The 18,831-nt window shown below is 67.5% G+C and carries 15 protein-coding genes and 1 tRNA gene; 13 read left to right on the top strand and 3 right to left on the bottom strand.

All coding sequences use genetic code 11. The features are described from left to right. Nucleotides 1–2 precede the first annotated feature (2 nt). Nucleotides 3–635, bottom strand: coding sequence for an NAD(P)-dependent oxidoreductase (locus ACYBSK_RS34085; RefSeq protein ID WP_457481102.1), 633 nt, complete (start codon nt 633–635; stop codon nt 3–5). A 108-nt stretch (nt 636–743) separates the two neighbouring features. Between ACYBSK_RS34085 and ACYBSK_RS34080 the strand changes: the two genes are divergently transcribed. Together ACYBSK_RS34080 and ACYBSK_RS34075 are read left to right on the top strand one after the other, a co-directional pair. After that, a complete protein-coding gene (locus tag ACYBSK_RS34080) occupies nt 744–1,343 on the top strand; it encodes a TetR/AcrR family transcriptional regulator (RefSeq protein WP_457481101.1) in 600 nt (199 codons plus the stop codon). 30 nt (nt 1,344–1,373) lie between these two features. Further along, nucleotides 1,374–2,138, top strand: coding sequence for a DsbA family protein (locus ACYBSK_RS34075; RefSeq protein WP_460244393.1), 765 nt, complete (start codon nt 1,374–1,376; stop codon nt 2,136–2,138). Between the two features lies 1 nt (nt 2,139). Here ACYBSK_RS34075 and ACYBSK_RS34070 read toward each other — a convergent pair whose 3' ends face one another. Continuing rightward, nucleotides 2,140–3,162, bottom strand: coding sequence for an adenosine deaminase (locus tag ACYBSK_RS34070; RefSeq protein ID WP_460244392.1), 1,023 nt, complete (start codon nt 3,160–3,162; stop codon nt 2,140–2,142). Nucleotides 3,163–3,283: 121 nt separating this feature from the next. Further along, nucleotides 3,284–4,531, bottom strand: a complete 1,248-nt coding sequence (locus tag ACYBSK_RS34065; RefSeq protein WP_457481098.1) for a pyridoxal phosphate-dependent aminotransferase — start codon at nt 4,529–4,531, stop codon at nt 3,284–3,286. Nucleotides 4,532–4,732: 201 nt separating this feature from the next. Here ACYBSK_RS34065 and ACYBSK_RS34060 point away from each other — a divergent pair. The 11 genes from ACYBSK_RS34060 to ACYBSK_RS34010 all read left to right on the top strand — a co-directional run bounded on the left by ACYBSK_RS34060 (nt 4,733) and on the right by ACYBSK_RS34010 (nt 18,826). After that, nucleotides 4,733–4,805, top strand: a tRNA-Trp gene (locus ACYBSK_RS34060). A gap of 107 nt (nt 4,806–4,912) precedes the next feature. Next, nucleotides 4,913–5,191, top strand: coding sequence for a preprotein translocase subunit SecE (gene secE / locus ACYBSK_RS34055; protein WP_457481097.1), 279 nt, complete (start codon nt 4,913–4,915; stop codon nt 5,189–5,191). A gap of 77 nt (nt 5,192–5,268) precedes the next feature. After that, nucleotides 5,269–6,123, top strand: coding sequence for a transcription termination/antitermination protein NusG (gene nusG, locus ACYBSK_RS34050; RefSeq protein WP_457481096.1), 855 nt, complete (start codon nt 5,269–5,271; stop codon nt 6,121–6,123). 193 nt (nt 6,124–6,316) lie between these two features. Beyond that, nucleotides 6,317–6,751, top strand: a complete 435-nt coding sequence (gene rplK, locus ACYBSK_RS34045) for a 50S ribosomal protein L11 (protein ID WP_040252631.1) — start codon at nt 6,317–6,319, stop codon at nt 6,749–6,751. A gap of 77 nt (nt 6,752–6,828) precedes the next feature. After that, nucleotides 6,829–7,560, top strand: coding sequence for a 50S ribosomal protein L1 (rplA, locus tag ACYBSK_RS34040; protein ID WP_457481095.1), 732 nt, complete (start codon nt 6,829–6,831; stop codon nt 7,558–7,560). Nucleotides 7,561–7,700: 140 nt separating this feature from the next. Further along, entirely contained in the window at nt 7,701–8,402 is a 702-nt protein-coding gene (locus ACYBSK_RS34035; protein ID WP_460244391.1) for a hypothetical protein, read from the top strand. Nucleotides 8,403–8,475: 73 nt separating this feature from the next. Continuing rightward, the gene (locus ACYBSK_RS34030; protein WP_460244390.1) at nt 8,476–9,423 is read left to right on the top strand and encodes a hypothetical protein; all 948 of its coding nucleotides are present in this window, start codon (nt 8,476–8,478) and stop codon (nt 9,421–9,423) included. Between the two features lie 266 nt (nt 9,424–9,689). Continuing rightward, nucleotides 9,690–10,220 (top strand): 50S ribosomal protein L10, encoded by a 531-nt coding sequence (rplJ, locus tag ACYBSK_RS34025; RefSeq protein ID WP_457481092.1) that lies wholly within the window; start codon nt 9,690–9,692, stop codon nt 10,218–10,220. 144 nt (nt 10,221–10,364) lie between these two features. Further along, the gene (gene rplL, locus ACYBSK_RS34020) at nt 10,365–10,754 is read left to right on the top strand and encodes a 50S ribosomal protein L7/L12 (protein ID WP_460244389.1); all 390 of its coding nucleotides are present in this window, start codon (nt 10,365–10,367) and stop codon (nt 10,752–10,754) included. A 589-nt stretch (nt 10,755–11,343) separates the two neighbouring features. Next, entirely contained in the window at nt 11,344–14,829 is a 3,486-nt protein-coding gene (gene rpoB, locus ACYBSK_RS34015; protein WP_457481090.1) for a DNA-directed RNA polymerase subunit beta, read from the top strand. Nucleotides 14,830–14,926: 97 nt separating this feature from the next. Beyond that, complete coding sequence (locus tag ACYBSK_RS34010; RefSeq protein WP_457481089.1) at nt 14,927–18,826, top strand: DNA-directed RNA polymerase subunit beta'; 3,900 nt, start codon at nt 14,927–14,929, stop codon at nt 18,824–18,826. The last annotated feature ends 5 nt before the right edge of the window (nt 18,827–18,831 follow it).

Below are 18,831 nucleotides of genomic sequence, written 5' to 3'. Positions count from 1 at the left end.
GCCTAGTAGGCCACCCCGACGCCCTGCTTCACCGTCGCCGGGTCGTCCACCATCGCCAGCATCGCGTGCGCCACGTCCGCGCGGCCGAGGAAGCGCCCCGCGCGCGGGAAGCCGCCCACGACCTTCCGGTACGAGCCGGTGACTGGCTTGTCCTGGAGGCGGGGCGGTCGCACGGAGGTCCAGTCCGTCGCGCTGCGCGCCAACTCGGCCTCCATGGCCGCCAGATCGACGTAGACGTCCTTGAGGACCGCGCCGACGACCTTGAGCATCAGCCGGTCGGCGACCGGTGAGTCCGCGGGCTGCGGCCCCACCGGCGCCGCGCTGACCACCAGGAGCCGGCGCACGCCCTCGGCCTCCATGGCCTTCAGGACCGAACGCGTCAGCTCCGCGGCGATGCCCGCGTCCGCCTTCCTGCGGGCGCCCAGGCCGGACAGCACGGCGTCCCGGCCCGCGACCGCCGTACGCAGCGACTCGGGGTCCTTCAGGTCGGCACGCACCACCTCCAGGCGCTCGCCGGTCACCGTGAGCCGCGCGGGGTCGCGGACGACCGCCGTGACCTCGTGTCCGGCCGCCAGGGCCTGCTTGACGATCTCCTGTCCGACCCCGCCCGTCGCGCCGAAAACCGTGAGCTTCATGGCGTACCTCCAGGTGCGCGTCTCATGGTGGGTGAGTACTCACTCACCTCCGTTGACACTTAGAGTGAGTGAGCACTCACCCCCGCGTCAAGCATCGTTGGAGCCTGCATGGACCAGAAGCCGACCCGTGTCCGCATCGTCGAGGCGGCCCACGAGCTCATGCTGAGCCTCGGCCTCGCCCGCACCACCACCAAGGAGATCGCCAAGGCGGCGGGCTGCTCCGAAGCGGCGCTCTACAAGTACTTCGCCAACAAGGAGGAGCTCTTCGTGACGGTGCTCAACGAGCGCCTCCCGAAGCTGGGCTCCCTGCTCGGCCGGCTCCTCACGGAAGGCGCGCCCGACCGTACGGTCGAGCAGAACCTCACCGACATCGCGCGCGAAGCGGCGCTCTTCTACGAGCAGTCCTTCCCGATGGCCGCGTCCCTGTACGCCGAGCCAAAGCTGAAGCGCCGCCACGAGGAGGTGATGCGCGAACTGGGCACCGGGCCGCACAAGCCGATCCAGGGACTCGACGCCTACCTGCGCGCCGAACAGAAGGCGGGCCGCATCAGCGCCGACGCCGACACGTACGCGGCCGCCTCACTCCTCCTGGGCGCCTGCTCCCAGCGCGCCTTCGCCTACGACATGTCCCCGGACCGCAAACCGCCGCAGCCGGTGGACGAGTTCGCGGCCCACATCGCGCACACTCTCCTCACAGGAATCGCATAAAGTCCCCCCACCTCGAGGGAGGGGATCTTCATGCGTGCAGGGGTACGCCGTGCTGTCGTGTCCGCGGTGAGCACGGTCCTGGTGGGGATGATCGCGACGTCCGGCTGCGGCCGGGCGGCCGAGGCAGGGGGCGACGGGAAGGACACGCCCCGCGCGCGGGACGCAGCGTCCCTCGCGGCCCTGGACCGGCTTCCGGAGCGGATGGCCGACGACGGCACCACCGTCGTGGTCGGCCGCCCCGAGGCGAGCACTGTCGTGCACGTCTACGAGGACATGCGCTGCCCGGTCTGCAAGGAGTTCGAGCGCGAGGGCGGGGGTGAGGCGCTCCAGCTGATGGCGCTGAGGGGCCAGATCAGGCTGGAGTACAGCTTCGCGACCTTCCTCTCCGACAAGGAGCACCTGGGTGGCAGCGGTTCGCGCAAGGCGGCCAACGCGCTGCGGGCCGCCGTCGACCAGGGAAAGTTCGTCGAGTACCACACCCTGCTCTTCGAGCGGCAGCCGGAGGAGGTCGTCGACGGCTTCACCGACGCCTTCCTGCTGCGCACGGCCTCCCGGGTCGACGGCCTGCGGGGCAAGAAGTTCGACACGGCGGTACGGACCATGAAGTACCGCGACTTCGTGAAGGCCTCCGAAGAGATGTACAAGGCCGACGGCGTGCCCGGCACACCGGGATTCTCCGTGAACGGGAACCTGGTGCCGGACGATCTGTGGGGCGCCATGTTCGACGCCGAGCCCCTCCCCACGGCCGTCCGGATGCTGGCCGCCGGGACGACGCCGGTGCCCGCCGCGCCGTAGCTCAGCCGGCCAGCCACTCCTCCACGCCGCTCAGAAGCTTCTCCTTGACGTCGTGCGGGGCCGCCGAGCCGCGTACCGACTGGCGGGCCAGTTCGGCCAGTTCGGCGTCGGTGAAGCCGTGGTGGCGGCGCGCGATGTCGTACTGGGCGGCGAGCCGGGAGCCGAACAGGAGTGGGTCGTCCGCGCCCAGCGCCATCGGCACCCCGGCCTCGTAGAGGGTGCGCAGGGGGACGTCCTCGGGCTTCTCGTAGACGCCCAGCGCGACGTTCGACGCCGGGCACACCTCGCAGGTCACGCCGCCGTCCGCGAGGCGCTTCAGCAGGCGCGGATCCTCGGCGGCCCGCACCCCGTGACCGATCCGGGTGGCGTCCAGGTCGTCGAGGCAGTCGCGCACCGAGGAGGGGCCGGTCAGCTCGCCGCCGTGCGGGGCCGACAGGAGCCCGCCCTCGCGCGCGATGTGGAAGGCGCGGTCGAAGTCGCGCGCCATGCCGCGGCGTTCGTCGTTGGAGAGGCCGAAGCCGACGATGCCCCGGTCCGCGTACCGCACCGCGAGCCGCGCCAGCGTACGGGCGTCCAGAGGGTGCTTCATACGGTTCGCCGCGACCAGGACGCGCATTCCCAGGCCGGTCTCCCGCGCGGCGCTGTCGACGGCGTCGAGGATGATCTCCAGGGCCGGGATGAGCCCGCCCAGCCGTGGCGCGTACGACGTCGGGTCGACCTGGATCTCCAGCCACCCGGACCCGTCCGCGATGTCCTCCTCCGCGGCCTCCCGCACCAGTCGCTGAATGTCCTCGGGCTCCCGCAGGCAGGACCGCGCCGCGTCGTAGAGCCGCTGGAAGCGGAACCAGCCGCGCTCGTCCGTGGCCCGCAGCTTCGGAGGCTCGGCCCCGGTCAGCGCGTCCGGAAGCCGTACGCCGTACTTGTCGGCGAGTTCCAGCAGGGTCGTGGGCCGCATCGACCCGGTGAAGTGCAGATGCAGGTGGGCCTTCGGCAACTGACGTACATCACGTCCTACACGCTCCATCCCAAGATCTTGCCGTACACACCTGTCGTACCGGTAGCGCCTTTCCACCTTCGGGGCCCCGCCCGAACGAACAAGCGGGCCGCCTCCAAAGGGAGACGGCCCGCCTGCGTGGAACGGCGAATCAGTCGCGCGCCTCGGCCAGCAGCTTCTGGATGCGCGACACGCCCTCGACGAGGTCCTCGTCGCCGAGCGCGTACGAAAGACGCAGGTAACCCGGCGTGCCGAAGGCCTCACCAGGAACCACGGCGACCTCGGACTCCTCCAGGATGAGCGCGGCGAGCTCGACGGAGTCCTGCGGGCGCTTGCCGCGGATCTCCTTGCCGAGCAGCCCCTTCACCGACGGGTACGCGTAGAAGGCGCCCTCGGGCTCGGGGCAGACCACGCCGTCGATCTCGTTGAGCATCCGCACGATCGTCTTACGACGCCGGTCGAAGGCCTCGCGCATCTTCTCCACGGCGGTCAGGTCGCCGGAGACGGCGGCGAGCGCGGCCGCCTGCGCCACGTTGGAGACGTTCGACGTGGCGTGCGACTGGAGGTTCGTCGCGGCCTTCACGACGTCCTTCGGGCCGATGATCCACCCGACGCGCCAGCCGGTCATCGCGTACGTCTTCGCCACACCGTTGACCACGATGCACTTGTCGCGCAGCTCCGGAAGGATCGCCGGCAGCGACGTGAACTTCGCGTCCCCGTAGACGAGGTGCTCGTAGATCTCGTCCGTCATCACCCACAGGCCGTGCTCCACGGCCCAGCGGCCGATGGCCTCCGCGTCGGCCTCGCTGTACACGGCGCCCGTCGGGTTCGACGGCGACACGAACAGGACGACCTTGGTGCGCTCGGTGCGCGCGGCCTCCAGCTGCTCCACGGAGACGCGGTAGCCGGTCGTCTCGTCGGCCACGACCTCCACCGGCACACCGCCCGCGAGGCGGATCGACTCCGGGTAGGTGGTCCAGTACGGGGCCGGGACGATGACCTCGTCGCCCGGGTCGAGGATCGCGGCGAACGCCTGGTAGATGGCCTGCTTGCCGCCGTTGGTCACCAGGATCTGCGAGGCGTCGACCTCGTAGCCGGAGTCGCGCAGCGTCTTCGCGGCGATCGCGGCCTTCAGCTCGGGCAGACCGCCGGCGGGGGTGTAGCGGTGGAACTTCGGGTTCTTGCAGGCCTCGATGGCCGCCTCGACCACGTAGTCCGGCGTCGGGAAGTCGGGCTCACCGGCGCCGAAGCCGATCACCGGGCGCCCGGCGGCCTTGAGGGCCTTGGCCTTGGCGTCGACGGCGAGGGTCGCGGACTCGGAGATCGAGCCGACCCGGGCCGACACCCGGCGCTCGGTGGGAGAGGAACCTGCGGACGGAGAAGGAGTTGCAGCGCTCATGGGCCCATCGTTCCAGACCGCAAAGCCGCCGGGCACACGGGTTTCGAAGACCGGGAAACCGCTCTTGATCCACAGGCGGACGTTGCTCGTTCGACCTGGGGCCCGGGAACACGTACACTCACTGCTCGTTGGCCTTCAGCGGCCGCGCCTTCCAAGTGCACTCCGTGCATCGGGGCGGATGCGGTACGTTGGGGGAGACAAAGGGTCGTAGCTCAATTGGTAGAGCACTGGTCTCCAAAACCAGCGGTTGGGGGTTCAAGTCCCTCCGGCCCTGCTACACACTCCTTCGCCAGGATGTGTGCGCATGTACGTACTGCATTGCACCGCCGTGCGGCTCCACCGGGCGCGGCACGGCCACGACCCGGAATCAGGTGAGGACGAGTGACGGACGCCGTGGGCTCCATCGACAAGCCTGATGCTGAGGCGCCGGAGTCCAAGAAGGCCCGCAAGGGCGGAAAGCGCGGCAAGAAGGGCCCCTTCGGGCGCCTCGCGCTCTTCTATCGCCAGATCGTCGCGGAACTCCGCAAGGTCGTCTGGCCGAGCCGCAGTCAGCTCACGACGTACACCACCGTGGTGATCGTGTTCGTCGTCATCATGATCGGTCTCGTGACCGTGATTGACTATGGCTTCAACCACCTTGTCAAGTACGTCTTCGGCTGAGCCGAAAGCGGAGGGCGCCGTGTCCGGCGCCCCTTTCGCATGTTCCACCCCTATGTATCCAGGAAGAAGCAGCCACAGTGTCTGACCCGAACCTGAACGAGGCGATCGAGCCGGTCGAGTCCGCTGAGGACGAGCTCGACATCGTCGAGGCGGCGGACGCCGAGGAGCCGGACCAGGCCGAGGCTGCCGACATCGCCGCCGGTGAGCCCGCCGAGGAAGCCGCGGTCGAGACCGTGGCGGACGCCGACGCCGAGGCCGAGGAAGCCGCCGACGCCGACACCGAGGAGGCCGCCGAGGCCGTCGAGGAGGAGCCGGTCGACCCGATCGCTGCCCTCCGCGAGGAGCTCCGGTTCCTGCCCGGCGACTGGTACGTGATCCACACCTACGCGGGCTACGAGAAGCGCGTGAAGGCGAACCTGGAGCAGCGCGCCGTCTCGCTCAACGTCGAGGAGTTCATCTACCAGGCTGAGGTCCCCGAGGAAGAGATCGTCCAGATCAAGAACGGCGAGCGCAAGAACGTCCGGCAGAACAAGCTGCCCGGCTACGTGCTCGTCCGCATGGACCTGACGAACGAGTCCTGGGGCGTCGTCCGCAACACGCCCGGCGTCACCGGCTTCGTGGGCAACGCCTACGACCCGTACCCGCTGACCCTGGACGAGATCGTCAAGATGCTCGCCCCGGAGGCCGAGGAGAAGGCTGCCAAGGAGGCCGCCGAGGCCGAGGGCAAGCCGGCTCCGGCCCGCAAGGTCACGGTCGAGGTCCTCGACTTCGAGGTCGGCGACTCGGTCACCGTCACCGACGGCCCGTTCGCGACGCTCCAGGCGACGATCAACGAGATCAACGCCGACTCGAAGAAGGTCAAGGGCCTCGTCGAGATCTTCGGTCGCGAGACCCCGGTCGAGCTGAGCTTCGACCAGATCCAGAAGAACTAGCCTTTCCGGCACCTTCTGGGCACACGCTTCCGAACAGGTCAGACGGGCTGCAAAGCCGGTCTGACCTGCTCGGTTTTTAGCCGCGCATGGATACCCGTTATCGTTGTGCGGTATGCCTCCATCCGGATGATCCCAACGATCGTTCATGAGGATGGCGGCTGAACACTCTCACTAAGACCCGGAGAGAGAGCACATGCCTCCCAAGAAGAAGAAGGTCACGGGGCTCATCAAGCTCCAGATCCAGGCCGGCGCCGCCAACCCGGCCCCGCCTGTCGGCCCCGCGCTGGGCCAGCACGGCGTCAACATCATGGAGTTCTGCAAGGCCTACAACGCCGCGACCGAGTCGCAGCGCGGTTGGGTCATCCCGGTGGAGATCACGGTCTACGAGGACCGCTCCTTCACCTTCATCACCAAGACCCCGCCGGCCGCGAAGATGATCCTCAAGGCCGCTGGTGTCGAGAAGGGCTCGGGCGAGCCGCACAAGACCAAGGTCGCCAAGATCACCGAGGCGCAGGTCCGTGAGATCGCCACGACCAAGATGCCCGACCTCAACGCCAACGACCTGGACGCCGCGTCGAAGATCATCGCCGGCACCGCCCGTTCCATGGGCGTCACGGTCGAGGGCTGACCTCCACCTCGCAGATCCATCCGTGGCAGGGCCTGCTCGGCCCGCACCACGACTCCTCTAGAACTCAGGAGAAGCAAGTGAGCAAGCGCAGCAAGTCTCTCCGCGCTGCGGACGCCAAGATCGACGGGGCCAAGCTCTACGCCCCGCTCGAGGCCGTCCGTCTCGCCAAGGAGACCTCCACGTCGAAGTTCGACGGCACCGTCGAGGTCGCCTTCCGCCTGGGCGTTGACCCGCGCAAGGCCGACCAGATGGTCCGTGGCACCGTGAACCTCCCGCACGGCACCGGCAAGACCGCCCGGGTCCTGGTCTTCGCGACCGGTGACCGTGCTGCGGCCGCGGAGGCCGCCGGCGCCGACATCGTCGGCTCCGACGAGCTGATCGACGAGATCTCCAAGGGCAACCGCCTGAACGAGTTCGACGCCGTTGTCGCCACCCCGGACCTCATGGGCAAGGTCGGCCGCCTCGGCCGCGTGCTCGGTCCGCGTGGCCTGATGCCGAACCCGAAGACCGGCACCGTGACCCCGGACGTGGCCAAGGCCGTGAACGAGATCAAGGGCGGCAAGATCGAGTTCCGCGTCGACAAGCACGCGAACCTGCACTTCATCATCGGCAAGGTGTCCTTCGACGACACCAAGCTGGTGGAGAACTACGGCGCGGCCCTGGAGGAGATCCTCCGCCTGAAGCCGTCCGCCGCCAAGGGTCGCTACATCAAGAAGGCCGCCATCAGCACCACGATGGGCCCCGGCATTCAGCTCGACTCGAACCGCACCCGCAACCTCCTCACCGAGGAGGACCCGGCCGCGGTCTGAGCCCCCAAGGCTCGCTGAAGTCGGCGACGGGCCCCGCACCTTCCGAGGTGCGGGGCCCGTTCCTCTTTTCCGCCCCGTAAGGCGCCGCGGCTGCGCTAGCTTCACCGTGACCGGCCGACCGGGGCCGACCGACCGGGGGAGTGCAGCTGCGGTACGCGCGCGTGGTGGGCCTGACCGTCCTGGGCGTCCTGGTGGCAGCCTGCGGAGGGACACCGGAGCACGGGGAGCACGAGGGCCACGAGGCGCGCGCGGCGCTCCGCGCGGCCCGGCAGCAGGTCGCCTCGGCGGGTTCGGCGCACGTCGACGCGACGATGACCACCGGCAAGCGGCTGACCTCGCGCAGCACGGGCGCGCTCGGCTGGTCCGACGGCGTCGAGGGCACCTTGACCGTACGCGTCACCGGCGGCGAACTGGCCGCCTCCACCCGCGAGTTGGGCGGCGACCCGTCCCAGACGCGGTTCCTCCCGGACGCCTACTACACGCGCATGAGCGACCGGTTCGCCGAGCTCCAGGGCGGCCGGCGCTGGATCCGCCACCCCTACGACACCCGCAGCGACCTCACCCCGGCCGACACCCTGAAGGCGCTGAGCGGCGCGGCGGACGTCCATCGGGTGGGGCGGGAGACCGTGCGCGGCGTCCGGGCCACGCACTACCGGGGCACCGTCGGCCGCCAGCGCGTCGACGTATGGCTCGACGCCCGGCGGCTCCTGGTGCGGCGCACCCAGCGCGCGGGCGACTTCACCGCCACCGTCCACTACCGCGACTACGGTGCCGCGGCCGGGGCCGAGCGTCCTGCCGGGCGCGACACGGTCGACTTCGCGGATGTGGTGGGGGCCGGTTGAAGCTGTGGGGCAGCTGTCAGAGGGGTCGGATATGGTGCGGGCAGTTCAGCAATACCAAGGGGTGGGAATCCAGATGACTGTTTCCGTACGACGTGTGGTGGGCGCCGCCGCCGCGACCGCTCTGCTGTGTTCCGCCGTCGCGGCCTGTGGTGGAGGGGACGACAAGGGCAGCGGGAAGAAGGCCGCCGGTGCGGGTCCCGAGTCGGTCGCGCAGGCGGTCACGGCCGCGTTCAAGAAGACCTCCGAGGCCAAGTCCGCCAAGGTCGAGATGACGATGAAGACGCCGACCGCGGCCGCCCAGGGCGGCGGGGACATGAAGATGTCCGGCGTCATGGGCTGGGACCCGACCGTGATGGACATGACGATGTCGGGCTCCGCGCTCGCCTCGGGCAGCGCCAACGCGCCCAAGAACATCCGCATGGTCATGCAGGACAACGTCATGTACATGGACATGGGCGCCGACGCCGCCAAGCAGATGGACGGCAAGCGCTGGATGAAGATGGACTTCGCGGCCATGGCGAAGGAGTCCGGCGACGAGAAGCTGGCGAGCCAGATGACCGGCAGCCTGGACAGCATGAACCAGGACCCGGCCCAGCAGATCGCCGTCCTGCTCGACTCGCCCAACCTCAAGCACGTCGGTGCGGCCAAGGTCGACGGCGAGCAGACGCAGCACTACAAGGGCAAGCTGACGGTCGACGAGATGCTGGAGAAGAACGACTCGCTGAAGGTCCTCAGCAAGTCCGAGCGCGACCAGCTGCTCAAGAACGTCAAGAAGGCCGGCATCAAGACCTACGACACCGAGCTGTGGATCAACGAGCAGGACCTGCCGGTCCGGCTCGACGTCACGATGGACAGCTCGCAGGGCGACATCGAGATCTCGGAGAAGTTCTCGGACTACGGCGCCGCGGTGAAGGCCGTCACGCCGCCCGCGAGCGAGACCTTCGACATGATGGAGATGCTCAAGGACCTCCAGGAGGCCTCCGCCGGCACCGGCACCACGGGCGGCGGCAGCGGCCTCTGACCGGATTTGCTTGACGCGAACCGTTTCGCGTACTCTTCCACAGAAGCCAAAGACCGCTGGTCGTTGCCGTGCGCTCGCAAGAGAGTTCGGTGGCCGAAGGATCCGCTGAAACTGCGGACGACCCGCGCAGGTGACTGTGGAAGTGCTCCCTTCCGGATTCGTTCGTGAAGGTCGAGCTCACGCCCCGTGCGCCTGCGCCGGGGCGTTTCGTTTTCCCCAGCCTCCTTGCGAGCGGTCCTCATCACCCGGAAGGAGGCTGACGCTCTATGCCGACGCCCGACAAGGCTGCCGCCGTAGCCGAGCTCACGGACAAGTTCCGCAGCTCGAGCGCCGCCGTGCTGACCGAGTACCGGGGTCTCACCGTGGCCCAGCTCAAGCAGCTGCGCCGTTCGCTCGGTGAGAACTCCGAGTACGCCGTGGTGAAGAACACGCTGACCAAGATCGCGGCCAACGAGGCCGGGATCAACACGCTGGACGACCTGTTCAACGGTCCGACGGCGGTTGCCTTCGTCACCGGTGACCCGGTGGAGTCGGCCAAGGGTCTTCGTGACTTCGCCAAGGAGAACCCGAATCTCGTCATCAAGGGCGGTGTCCTTGACGGCAAGGCGCTGACCGCCGACGAGATCAAGAAGCTTGCGGACCTCGAGTCCCGCGAGGTTCTGCTCTCCAAGCTGGCCGGTGCCTTCAAGGCCAAGCAGTCCCAGGCTGCCTCGGTCTTCAACGCGCTGCCGACGAAGCTCGTCCGCACCCTGGACGCGCTCCGCGCCAAGCAGGACGAGCAGGGCGGTGCCGAGTAACTCGGCTCGCTTTCTGATCCTCGCCGCCTGACAGGGCGGCACGGATCACAGCGGGCCGAACTTCTACGAAGTAATGCCGAAAGGCATACGCCCGCCTCACCCAGTACATCCGGCACCTGCCGATTTAGTGGAAGGACCGCCATCATGGCGAAGCTCACCCAGGACGAGCTGCTTGCGCAGTTCGAGGAGATGACCCTCATCGAGCTCTCCGAGTTCGTGAAGGCCTTCGAGGAGAAGTTCGACGTCGAGGCTGCCGCCGCCGCCCCGGTCGTCGTCGCCGGTGGTGCCGCTGGTGGCGCCGCCGCCGAGGCCGCCGAGGAGCAGGACGAGTTCGACGTCATCCTCACCGGCGCCGGTGACAAGAAGATCCAGGTCATCAAGGTCGTGCGCGAGCTGACCTCCCTGGGCCTCAAGGAGGCCAAGGACCTCGTCGACGGCACCCCGAAGCCGGTCCTCGAGAAGGTCGCCAAGGACGCCGCGGCCAAGGCCAAGGAGCAGCTCGAGGGCGCCGGCGCCTCCGTCGAGGTCAAGTAAGACCTCTGCGAGTCTGCTGACTCCTCCTCGGTGAAAACTGCTCCCCCGGGAGCTGTAACACCGACGTACCGAAGGGCGATCACCCAACTGGGTGGTCGCCCTTCGGCGTTGTCTGGCTCGCAGGCCGAGGGTGCCTTGCGCTGTCGGTCGCGCAGAGTATGGTGATCTTCGTTGTGCCTGGCGCCACCCCTGTTCGGCCAAGAGGGGGCCTTGACGAACAGCACGCAGCGCGCAATTCTCAGGACGCGTCGTCACAACGATCCGGATCCGAGGCATGGATCGACGGCGAAGAGGGCAGTAAGGATGTGCGCTCGCTCAGCGCGCAGGGCATGCCGCAGACGGTGAACGGTTGAGAACAACGAGGGTCTCAAAAAACCCGCACTGGACATCAGTGGGCCTTCTGGCTACACTGTCCCTTTGCGCTGCCTGTTAGCTGCTCCCTGCCCGTCACCAGGGGCATGCCCTCGCCTCAGCACAGTGGATTGAATCGGCTCTGACCTGGCCAAATGCCAGATCAGGGGCTCTGTCCCGTGTATGGCTTGGGACCGGTACGCGCGTAGTGAGTCCGAGCCCTCGGAAGGACCCCCTCTTGGCCGCCTCGCGCAACGCCTCGACCGCGAATACGAACAACGGCGCCAGCACCGCCCCGCTGCGCATCTCCTTTGCAAAGATCAAGGAGCCTCTCGAGGTTCCGAACCTGCTCGCGCTGCAGACCGAGAGCTTTGACTGGCTGCTCGGCAACACCGCTTGGCAGAGTCGGGTCGAGGAGGCTCTGGAGTCGGGTCACGACGTCCCCACGAAGTCCGGTCTGGAGGAGATCTTCGAGGAGATCTCCCCGATCGAGGACTTCTCCGGGTCGATGTCCCTGACCTTCCGCGACCACCGCTTCGAACCGCCGAAGAACTCGATCGACGAGTGCAAGGAGCGCGACTTCACGTACGCGGCTCCGCTCTTCGTCACCGCTGAATTCACCAACAACGAGACCGGCGAGATCAAGTCCCAGACGGTCTTCATGGGCGACTTCCCGCTCATGACGAACAAGGGCACCTTCGTCATCAACGGCACCGAGCGTGTCGTCGTGTCGCAGCTCGTCCGTTCGCCCGGTGTCTACTTCGACTCCTCCATCGACAAGACGTCCGACAAGGACATCTTCTCCGCCAAGATCATCCCGTCCCGGGGTGCCTGGCTGGAGATGGAGATCGACAAGCGCGACATGGTCGGTGTCCGCATCGACCGCAAGCGCAAGCAGTCCGTCACCGTTCTCCTGAAGGCTCTCGGTTGGACCACCGAGCAGATCCTCGAGGAGTTCGGCGAGTACGAGTCCATGCGCGCCACCCTGGAGAAGGACCACACCCAGGGCCAGGACGACGCGCTGCTCGACATCTACCGCAAGCTGCGTCCGGGCGAGCCGCCCACGCGCGAGGCCGCGCAGACGCTGCTCGAGAACCTCTACTTCAACCCGAAGCGCTACGACCTCGCGAAGGTCGGCCGCTACAAGGTGAACAAGAAGCTCGGTGCCGAGGAGCCGCTGGACGCCGGCGTGCTCACCACCGACGACATCATCGCCACCATCAAGTACCTGGTGAAGCTCCACGCGGGCGAGACCGAGACGGTCGGCGAGTCGGGCCGGGAGATCGTCGTCGAGACCGACGACATCGACCACTTCGGCAACCGTCGTATCCGTAACGTCGGCGAGCTGATCCAGAACCAGGTCCGTACGGGTCTCGCCCGTATGGAGCGCGTCGTGCGCGAGCGCATGACGACCCAGGACGTCGAGGCGATCACGCCGCAGACCCTGATCAACATCCGCCCGGTCGTGGCGTCGATCAAGGAGTTCTTCGGTACGTCGCAGCTGTCCCAGTTCATGGACCAGAACAACCCGCTGTCGGGGCTGACGCACAAGCGTCGTCTGAACGCCCTCGGCCCGGGTGGTCTGTCCCGTGAGCGGGCGGGCTTCGAGGTCCGAGACGTGCACCCGTCGCACTACGGCCGCATGTGCCCGATCGAGACGCCCGAAGGCCCGAACATCGGTCTGATCGGCTCGCTCGCCTCGTACGGCCGGATCAACCCCTTCGGCTTCATCGAGACGCCGTACCGCAAGGTGACCGACGGCGTCGTCGGCGACGAGGTGGACTACCTCACCGCCGACGAGGAGGACCGCTTCGTCATCGCGCAGGCCAACGCGCCGCTGTCCGAGGACATGCGTTTCGCCGAGGCCCGCGTCCTGGTCCGCCGCCGCGGCGGAGAGGTCGACTACGTCCCCGGTGACGACGTCGACTACATGGACGTCTCGCCGCGCCAGATGGTGTCGGTCGCGACCGCGATGATCCCGTTCCTCGAGCACGACGACGCCAACCGTGCCCTCATGGGCGCGAACATGATGCGTCAGGCCGTGCCGCTGATTAAGTCCGAGGCGCCGCTCGTCGGCACCGGCATGGAGTACCGCTGCGCCACCGACGCCGGCGACGTGCTCAAGGCCGACAAGGACGGTGTGGTCCAGGAGGTCTCCGCGGACTACATCACCACCGCCAACGACGACGGCACGTACAGCACGTACCGCCTGCACAAGTTCTCCCGCTCGAACCAGGGCACTTCTGTCAACCAGAAGGTCGTCGTGGACGAGGGCGCGCGGATCATCACCGGCCAGGTCCTGGCCGACGGTCCCGCGACCGAAGAGGGCGAGATGGCCCTCGGCAAGAACCTGCTCGTGGCGTTCATGCCGTGGGAGGGTCACAACTACGAGGACGCGATCATCCTGTCGCAGCGCCTCGTGCAGGACGACGTCCTCTCCTCGATCCACATCGAGGAGCACGAGGTCGACGCCCGTGACACCAAGCTCGGCCCGGAGGAGATCACCCGGGACATCCCGAACGTCTCCGAGGAGGTCCTCGCCGACCTCGACGAGCGCGGCATCATCCGGATCGGTGCCGAGGTCGTCGCCGGCGACATCCTCGTCGGCAAGGTCACGCCCAAGGGTGAGACCGAGCTGACGCCGGAGGAGCGCCTGCTCCGCGCGATCTTCGGTGAGAAGGCGCGCGAGGTGCGCGACACCTCGCTGAAGGTGCCGCACGGCGAGATCGGCAAGGTCATCGGCGTCCGCGTCTTCGACCGCGAAGAGGGCGACGAGCTGCCGCCGGGCGTGAACCAGCTGGTTCGTGTCTACGTGGCGCAGAAGCGCAAGATCACCGATGGTGACAAGCTCGCCGGCCGTCACGGCAACAAGGGCGTCATCTCGAAGATCAACCCGATCGAGGACATGCCGTTCCTGGAGGACGGCACCCCGGTCGACATCATCCTCAACCCGCTGGGTGTGCCGTCCCGAATGAACCCGGGACAGGTTCTGGAGATCCACCTCGGCTGGCTCGCCAGCCAGGGCTGGGACGTCTCCGGTCTCAGCGACCAGTGGGCCCGCAGCCTTCAGGCGATCGGCGCCGACCAGGTCGAGCCGCGTACCAACGTGGCGACCCCGGTCTTCGACGGTGCGCGTGAGGACGAGCTCGCGGGTCTGCTGGAGAACGCCCGGCCGAACCGCGACGGCGACCGCATGGTCCTCCCGTCCGGCAAGGCGCGGCTGTTCGACGGCCGCTCCGGCGAGCCGTTCCCGGACCCGATCTCGGTCGGGTACATGTACATCCTCAAGCTGCACCACCTGGTCGACGACAAGCTCCACGCCCGGTCGACCGGTCCGTACTCGATGATCACCCAGCAGCCGCTGGGTGGTAAGGCCCAGTTCGGTGGCCAGCGCTTCGGTGAGATGGAGGTGTGGGCGCTGGAGGCGTACGGCGCCGCTTACGCCCTCCAGGAGCTGCTGACCATCAAGTCCGACGACGTCACCGGCCGCGTGAAGGTCTACGAGGCCATCGTCAAGGGCGAGAACATCCCCGAGCCCGGCATTCCCGAGTCCTTCAAGGTGCTCATCAAGGAAATGCAGTCCCTGTGCCTCAACGTGGAGGTGCTGTCCTCGGACGGCATGTCCATCGAGATGCGCGACACCGACGAGGACGTCTTCCGCGCAGCGGAGGAGCTCGGCATCGACCTGTCCCGGCGCGAGCCGAGCAGCGTCGAAGAGGTCTGACGGGAGTTCCGGTGGGGGCCCAGGGATGGGCCCCCACCGACCCCGCGACCCCCGTTTCAGACCACAGACTTACAACCCTGAGAGGGATTGACGCATAGTGCTCGACGTCAACTTCTTCGATGAGCTCCGGATCGGTCTGGCCACCGCTGACGACATCCGTCAGTGGAGCCATGGCGAGGTCAAGAAGCCCGAGACCATCAACTACCGCACCCTCAAGCCCGAAAAGGACGGACTCTTCTGCGAGAAGATCTTCGGTCCGACCCGGGACTGGGAGTGCTACTGCGGCAAGTACAAGCGTGTCCGCTTCAAGGGCATCATCTGCGAGCGCTGTGGCGTCGAGGTCACGCGCGCCAAGGTGCGCCGTGAGCGGATGGGCCACATCGAGCTGGCCGCTCCCGTCACCCACATCTGGTACTTCAAGGGCGTCCCGTCGCGCCTTGGCTACCTGCTCGACCTCGCCCCGAAGGACCTCGAGAAGGTCATCTACTTCGCGGCGTACATGATCACGTTCGTCGACGAAGAGCGCCGTACCCGCGACCTGCCCTCCCTCGAGGCGCACGTCCAGGTCGAGCGTCAGCAGATCGAGAACCGTCGCGACTCCGACCTGGAGGCCCGCGCCAAGAAGCTCGAGACCGACCTGGCCGAGCTCGAGGCCGAGGGTGCCAAGGCCGACGTGCGCCGCAAGGTGCGCGAGGGTGCCGAGCGCGAGATGAAGCAGCTGCGCGACCGTGCGCAGCGCGAGATCGACCGTCTGGACGAGGTCTGGTCGCGCTTCAAGAACCTCAAGGTCCAGGACCTCGAGGGCGACGAGCTGCTCTACCGCGAGCTCCGTGACCGCTTCGGCACGTACTTCGACGGTTCGATGGGTGCCGCGGCGCTGCAGAAGCGCCTGGAGACCTTCGACCTCGAGGAGGAGGCCGAGCGCCTCCGCGAGATCATCCGTACCGGCAAGGGCCAGAAGAAGACCCGTGCGCTCAAGCGCCTCAAGGTCGTCTCCGCGTTCCTGCAGACCAGCAACAGCCCCAAGGGCATGGTGCTCGACTGCGTGCCGGTCATCCCGCCGGACCTGCGTCCGATGGTGCAGCTGGACGGTGGCCGCTTCGCGACCTCCGACCTGAACGACCTGTACCGCCGCGTCATCAACCGCAACAACCGCCTGAAGCGCCTTCTCGACCTCGGTGCGCCCGAGATCATCGTGAACAACGAGAAGCGCATGCTCCAGGAGGCCGTGGACGCCCTCTTCGACAACGGTCGTCGTGGTCGCCCGGTCACCGGTCCCGGCAACCGCCCGCTGAAGTCCCTGAGCGACATGCTCAAGGGCAAGCAGGGTCGTTTCCGTCAGAACCTGCTCGGTAAGCGTGTGGACTACTCCGCGCGTTCCGTGATCGTCGTCGGTCCGCAGCTGAAGCTGCACCAGTGCGGTCTGCCGAAGGCCATGGCGCTGGAGCTCTTCAAGCCGTTCGTGATGAAGCGCCTGGTCGACCTGAACCACGCGCAGAACATCAAGAGCGCCAAGCGCATGGTGGAGCGCGGCCGCACGGTCGTGTACGACGTCCTCGAAGAGGTCATCGCCGAGCACCCGGTTCTGCTGAACCGTGCTCCCACCCTGCACCGCCTCGGCATCCAGGCCTTCGAGCCGCAGCTGGTCGAGGGCAAGGCCATCCAGATCCACCCGCTCGTCTGCACCGCGTTCAACGCGGACTTCGACGGCGACCAGATGGCCGTGCACCTGCCGCTGTCCGCGGAGGCGCAGGCCGAGGCCCGCATCCTGATGCTGTCCTCGAACAACATCCTCAAGCCCGCCGACGGCCGTCCGGTGACGATGCCGACCCAGGACATGGTCCTCGGTCTGTTCTTCCTCACCACCGACGGTGAGCTCCGTGACACCAAGGGCGAGGGCCGCGCGTTCGGCTCCACGGCCGAGGCGACCATGGCGTTCGACGCGGGCGAGCTCGCGCTCCAGTCGTCGGTCGACATCCGCTTCCCGGTGGGCACCATGCCGCCGCGCGGCTGGACCCCGCCGGCCGTCGAGGAGGGTGAGCCCGAGTACCAGCCGGGCGACAGCTTCCGGCTGCGTACGACGCTGGGCCGCGCGCTCTTCAACGAGCTGCTGCCCGAGGACTACCCGTTCGTCGACTACTCGGTGGGCAAGAAGCAGCTCGGCGAGATCGTCAACGACCTCGCGGAGCGCTACCCCAAGGTCATCGTGGCGGCGACGCTCGACAACCTGAAGTCGGCCGGCTTCTACTGGGGTACCCGCTCGGGTGTCACCGTGGCCATCTCCGACGTCGTCGTTCCCGAGGCGAAGAAGGAGATCGTCGCCGGGTACGAGGCTCAGGACGAGAAGGTCCAGAAGCAGTACGAGCGCGGTCTCATCACGAAGGAAGAGCGCACTCAGGAGCTCATCGCGATCTGGACCAAGGCGACCAACGAGGTCTCCGAGGCGATGAACGCGAACTTCCCGAAGACCAACCCCATCTTCATGATGGTTGACTCGGGTGCCCGAGGAAACATGATGCAGATGCGTCAGATCGCCGGTATGCGTGGTCTGGTGTCGAACGCCAAGAACGAGACGATCCCGCGTCCGATCAAGGCCTCCTTCCGTGAGGGCCTGTCGGTGCTGGAGTACTTCATCTCGACGCACGGTGCTCGTAAGGGTCTTGCGGACACGGCGCTTCGTACCGCCGACTCCGGTTACCTCACCCGTCGTCTGGTCGACGTCTCGCAGGACGTCATCATTCGCGAGGAGGACTGCGGCACCGACCGCGGCCTCAAGCTCGCGATCGCCGAGCGCGGCGCCGACGGTGTGCTGCGCAAGACGGAGGACGTCGAGACCAGCGTCTACGCCCGCATGCTGGCCGAGGACGTCGTCGTCGACGGCAAGGTCATCGCGCCGGCCAACGTCGACCTGGGCGACGTGCTCATCGACCAGCTGGTCGCGCACGGCATCGAGGTCGTCAAGACCCGCTCCGTGCTGACCTGTGAGTCGGCCGTCGGCACCTGTGCCTTCTGCTACGGCCGCTCGCTGGCCACCGGCAAGCTGGTCGACATCGGTGAGGCGGTCGGCATCATCGCCGCCCAGTCCATCGGTGAGCCCGGTACCCAGCTGACGATGCGTACCTTCCACACCGGTGGTGTGGCCGGTGACGACATCACCCAGGGTCTGCCCCGTGTCGTCGAGCTCTTCGAGGCTCGTACGCCGAAGGGTGTCGCCCCGATCTCCGAGGCCGCGGGCCGTATCCGCATCGAGGAGACCGAGAAGACCAAGAAGATCGTCGTCACCCCGGACGACGGCAGCGACGAGACGGCGTTCCCGATCTCGAAGCGTGCCCGTCTGCTCGTGGGCGAGGGCGACCACGTCGAGGTCGGCCAGAAGCTGACCGTGGGTGCCACCAACCCGCACGACGTGCTGCGCATCCTTGGCCAGCGTGCGGTGCAGGTGCACCTGGTCGGCGAGGTCCAGAAGGTCTACAACTCGCAGGGTGTGTCGATCCACGACAAGCACATCGAGATCATCATCCGGCAGATGCTGCGCCGCGTGACGATCATCGAGTCGGGCGACGCGGAGCTGCTGCCCGGCGAGCTGGTCGAGCGCTCGAAGTTCGAGGGCGAGAACCGTCGTGTGGTCACCGAGGGCGGTCACCCCGCCTCCGGCCGTCCGCAGCTGATGGGTATCACCAAGGCCTCGCTGGCGACGGAGTCCTGGCTGTCGGCCGCCTCCTTCCAGGAGACGACCCGAGTCCTGACGGATGCGGCGATCAACGCCAAGTCCGACAGCCTCATCGGCCTCAAGGAGAACGTCATCATCGGTAAGCTCATCCCGGCCGGTACGGGTCTGTCCCGCTACCGCAACATCCGGGTGGAGCCCACCGAGGAGGCCAAGGCCGCGATGTACTCGGCCGTCGGCTACGACGACATCGACTACTCGCCGTTCGGCACCGGCTCCGGCCAGGCCGTTCCGCTGGAGGACTACGACTACGGTCCGTACAACCAGTAAGCGAG

The organism is Streptomyces sp. BYX5S (assembly GCF_054724165.1).
This window is presented reverse-complemented; position numbering and strand designations above follow the sequence as displayed.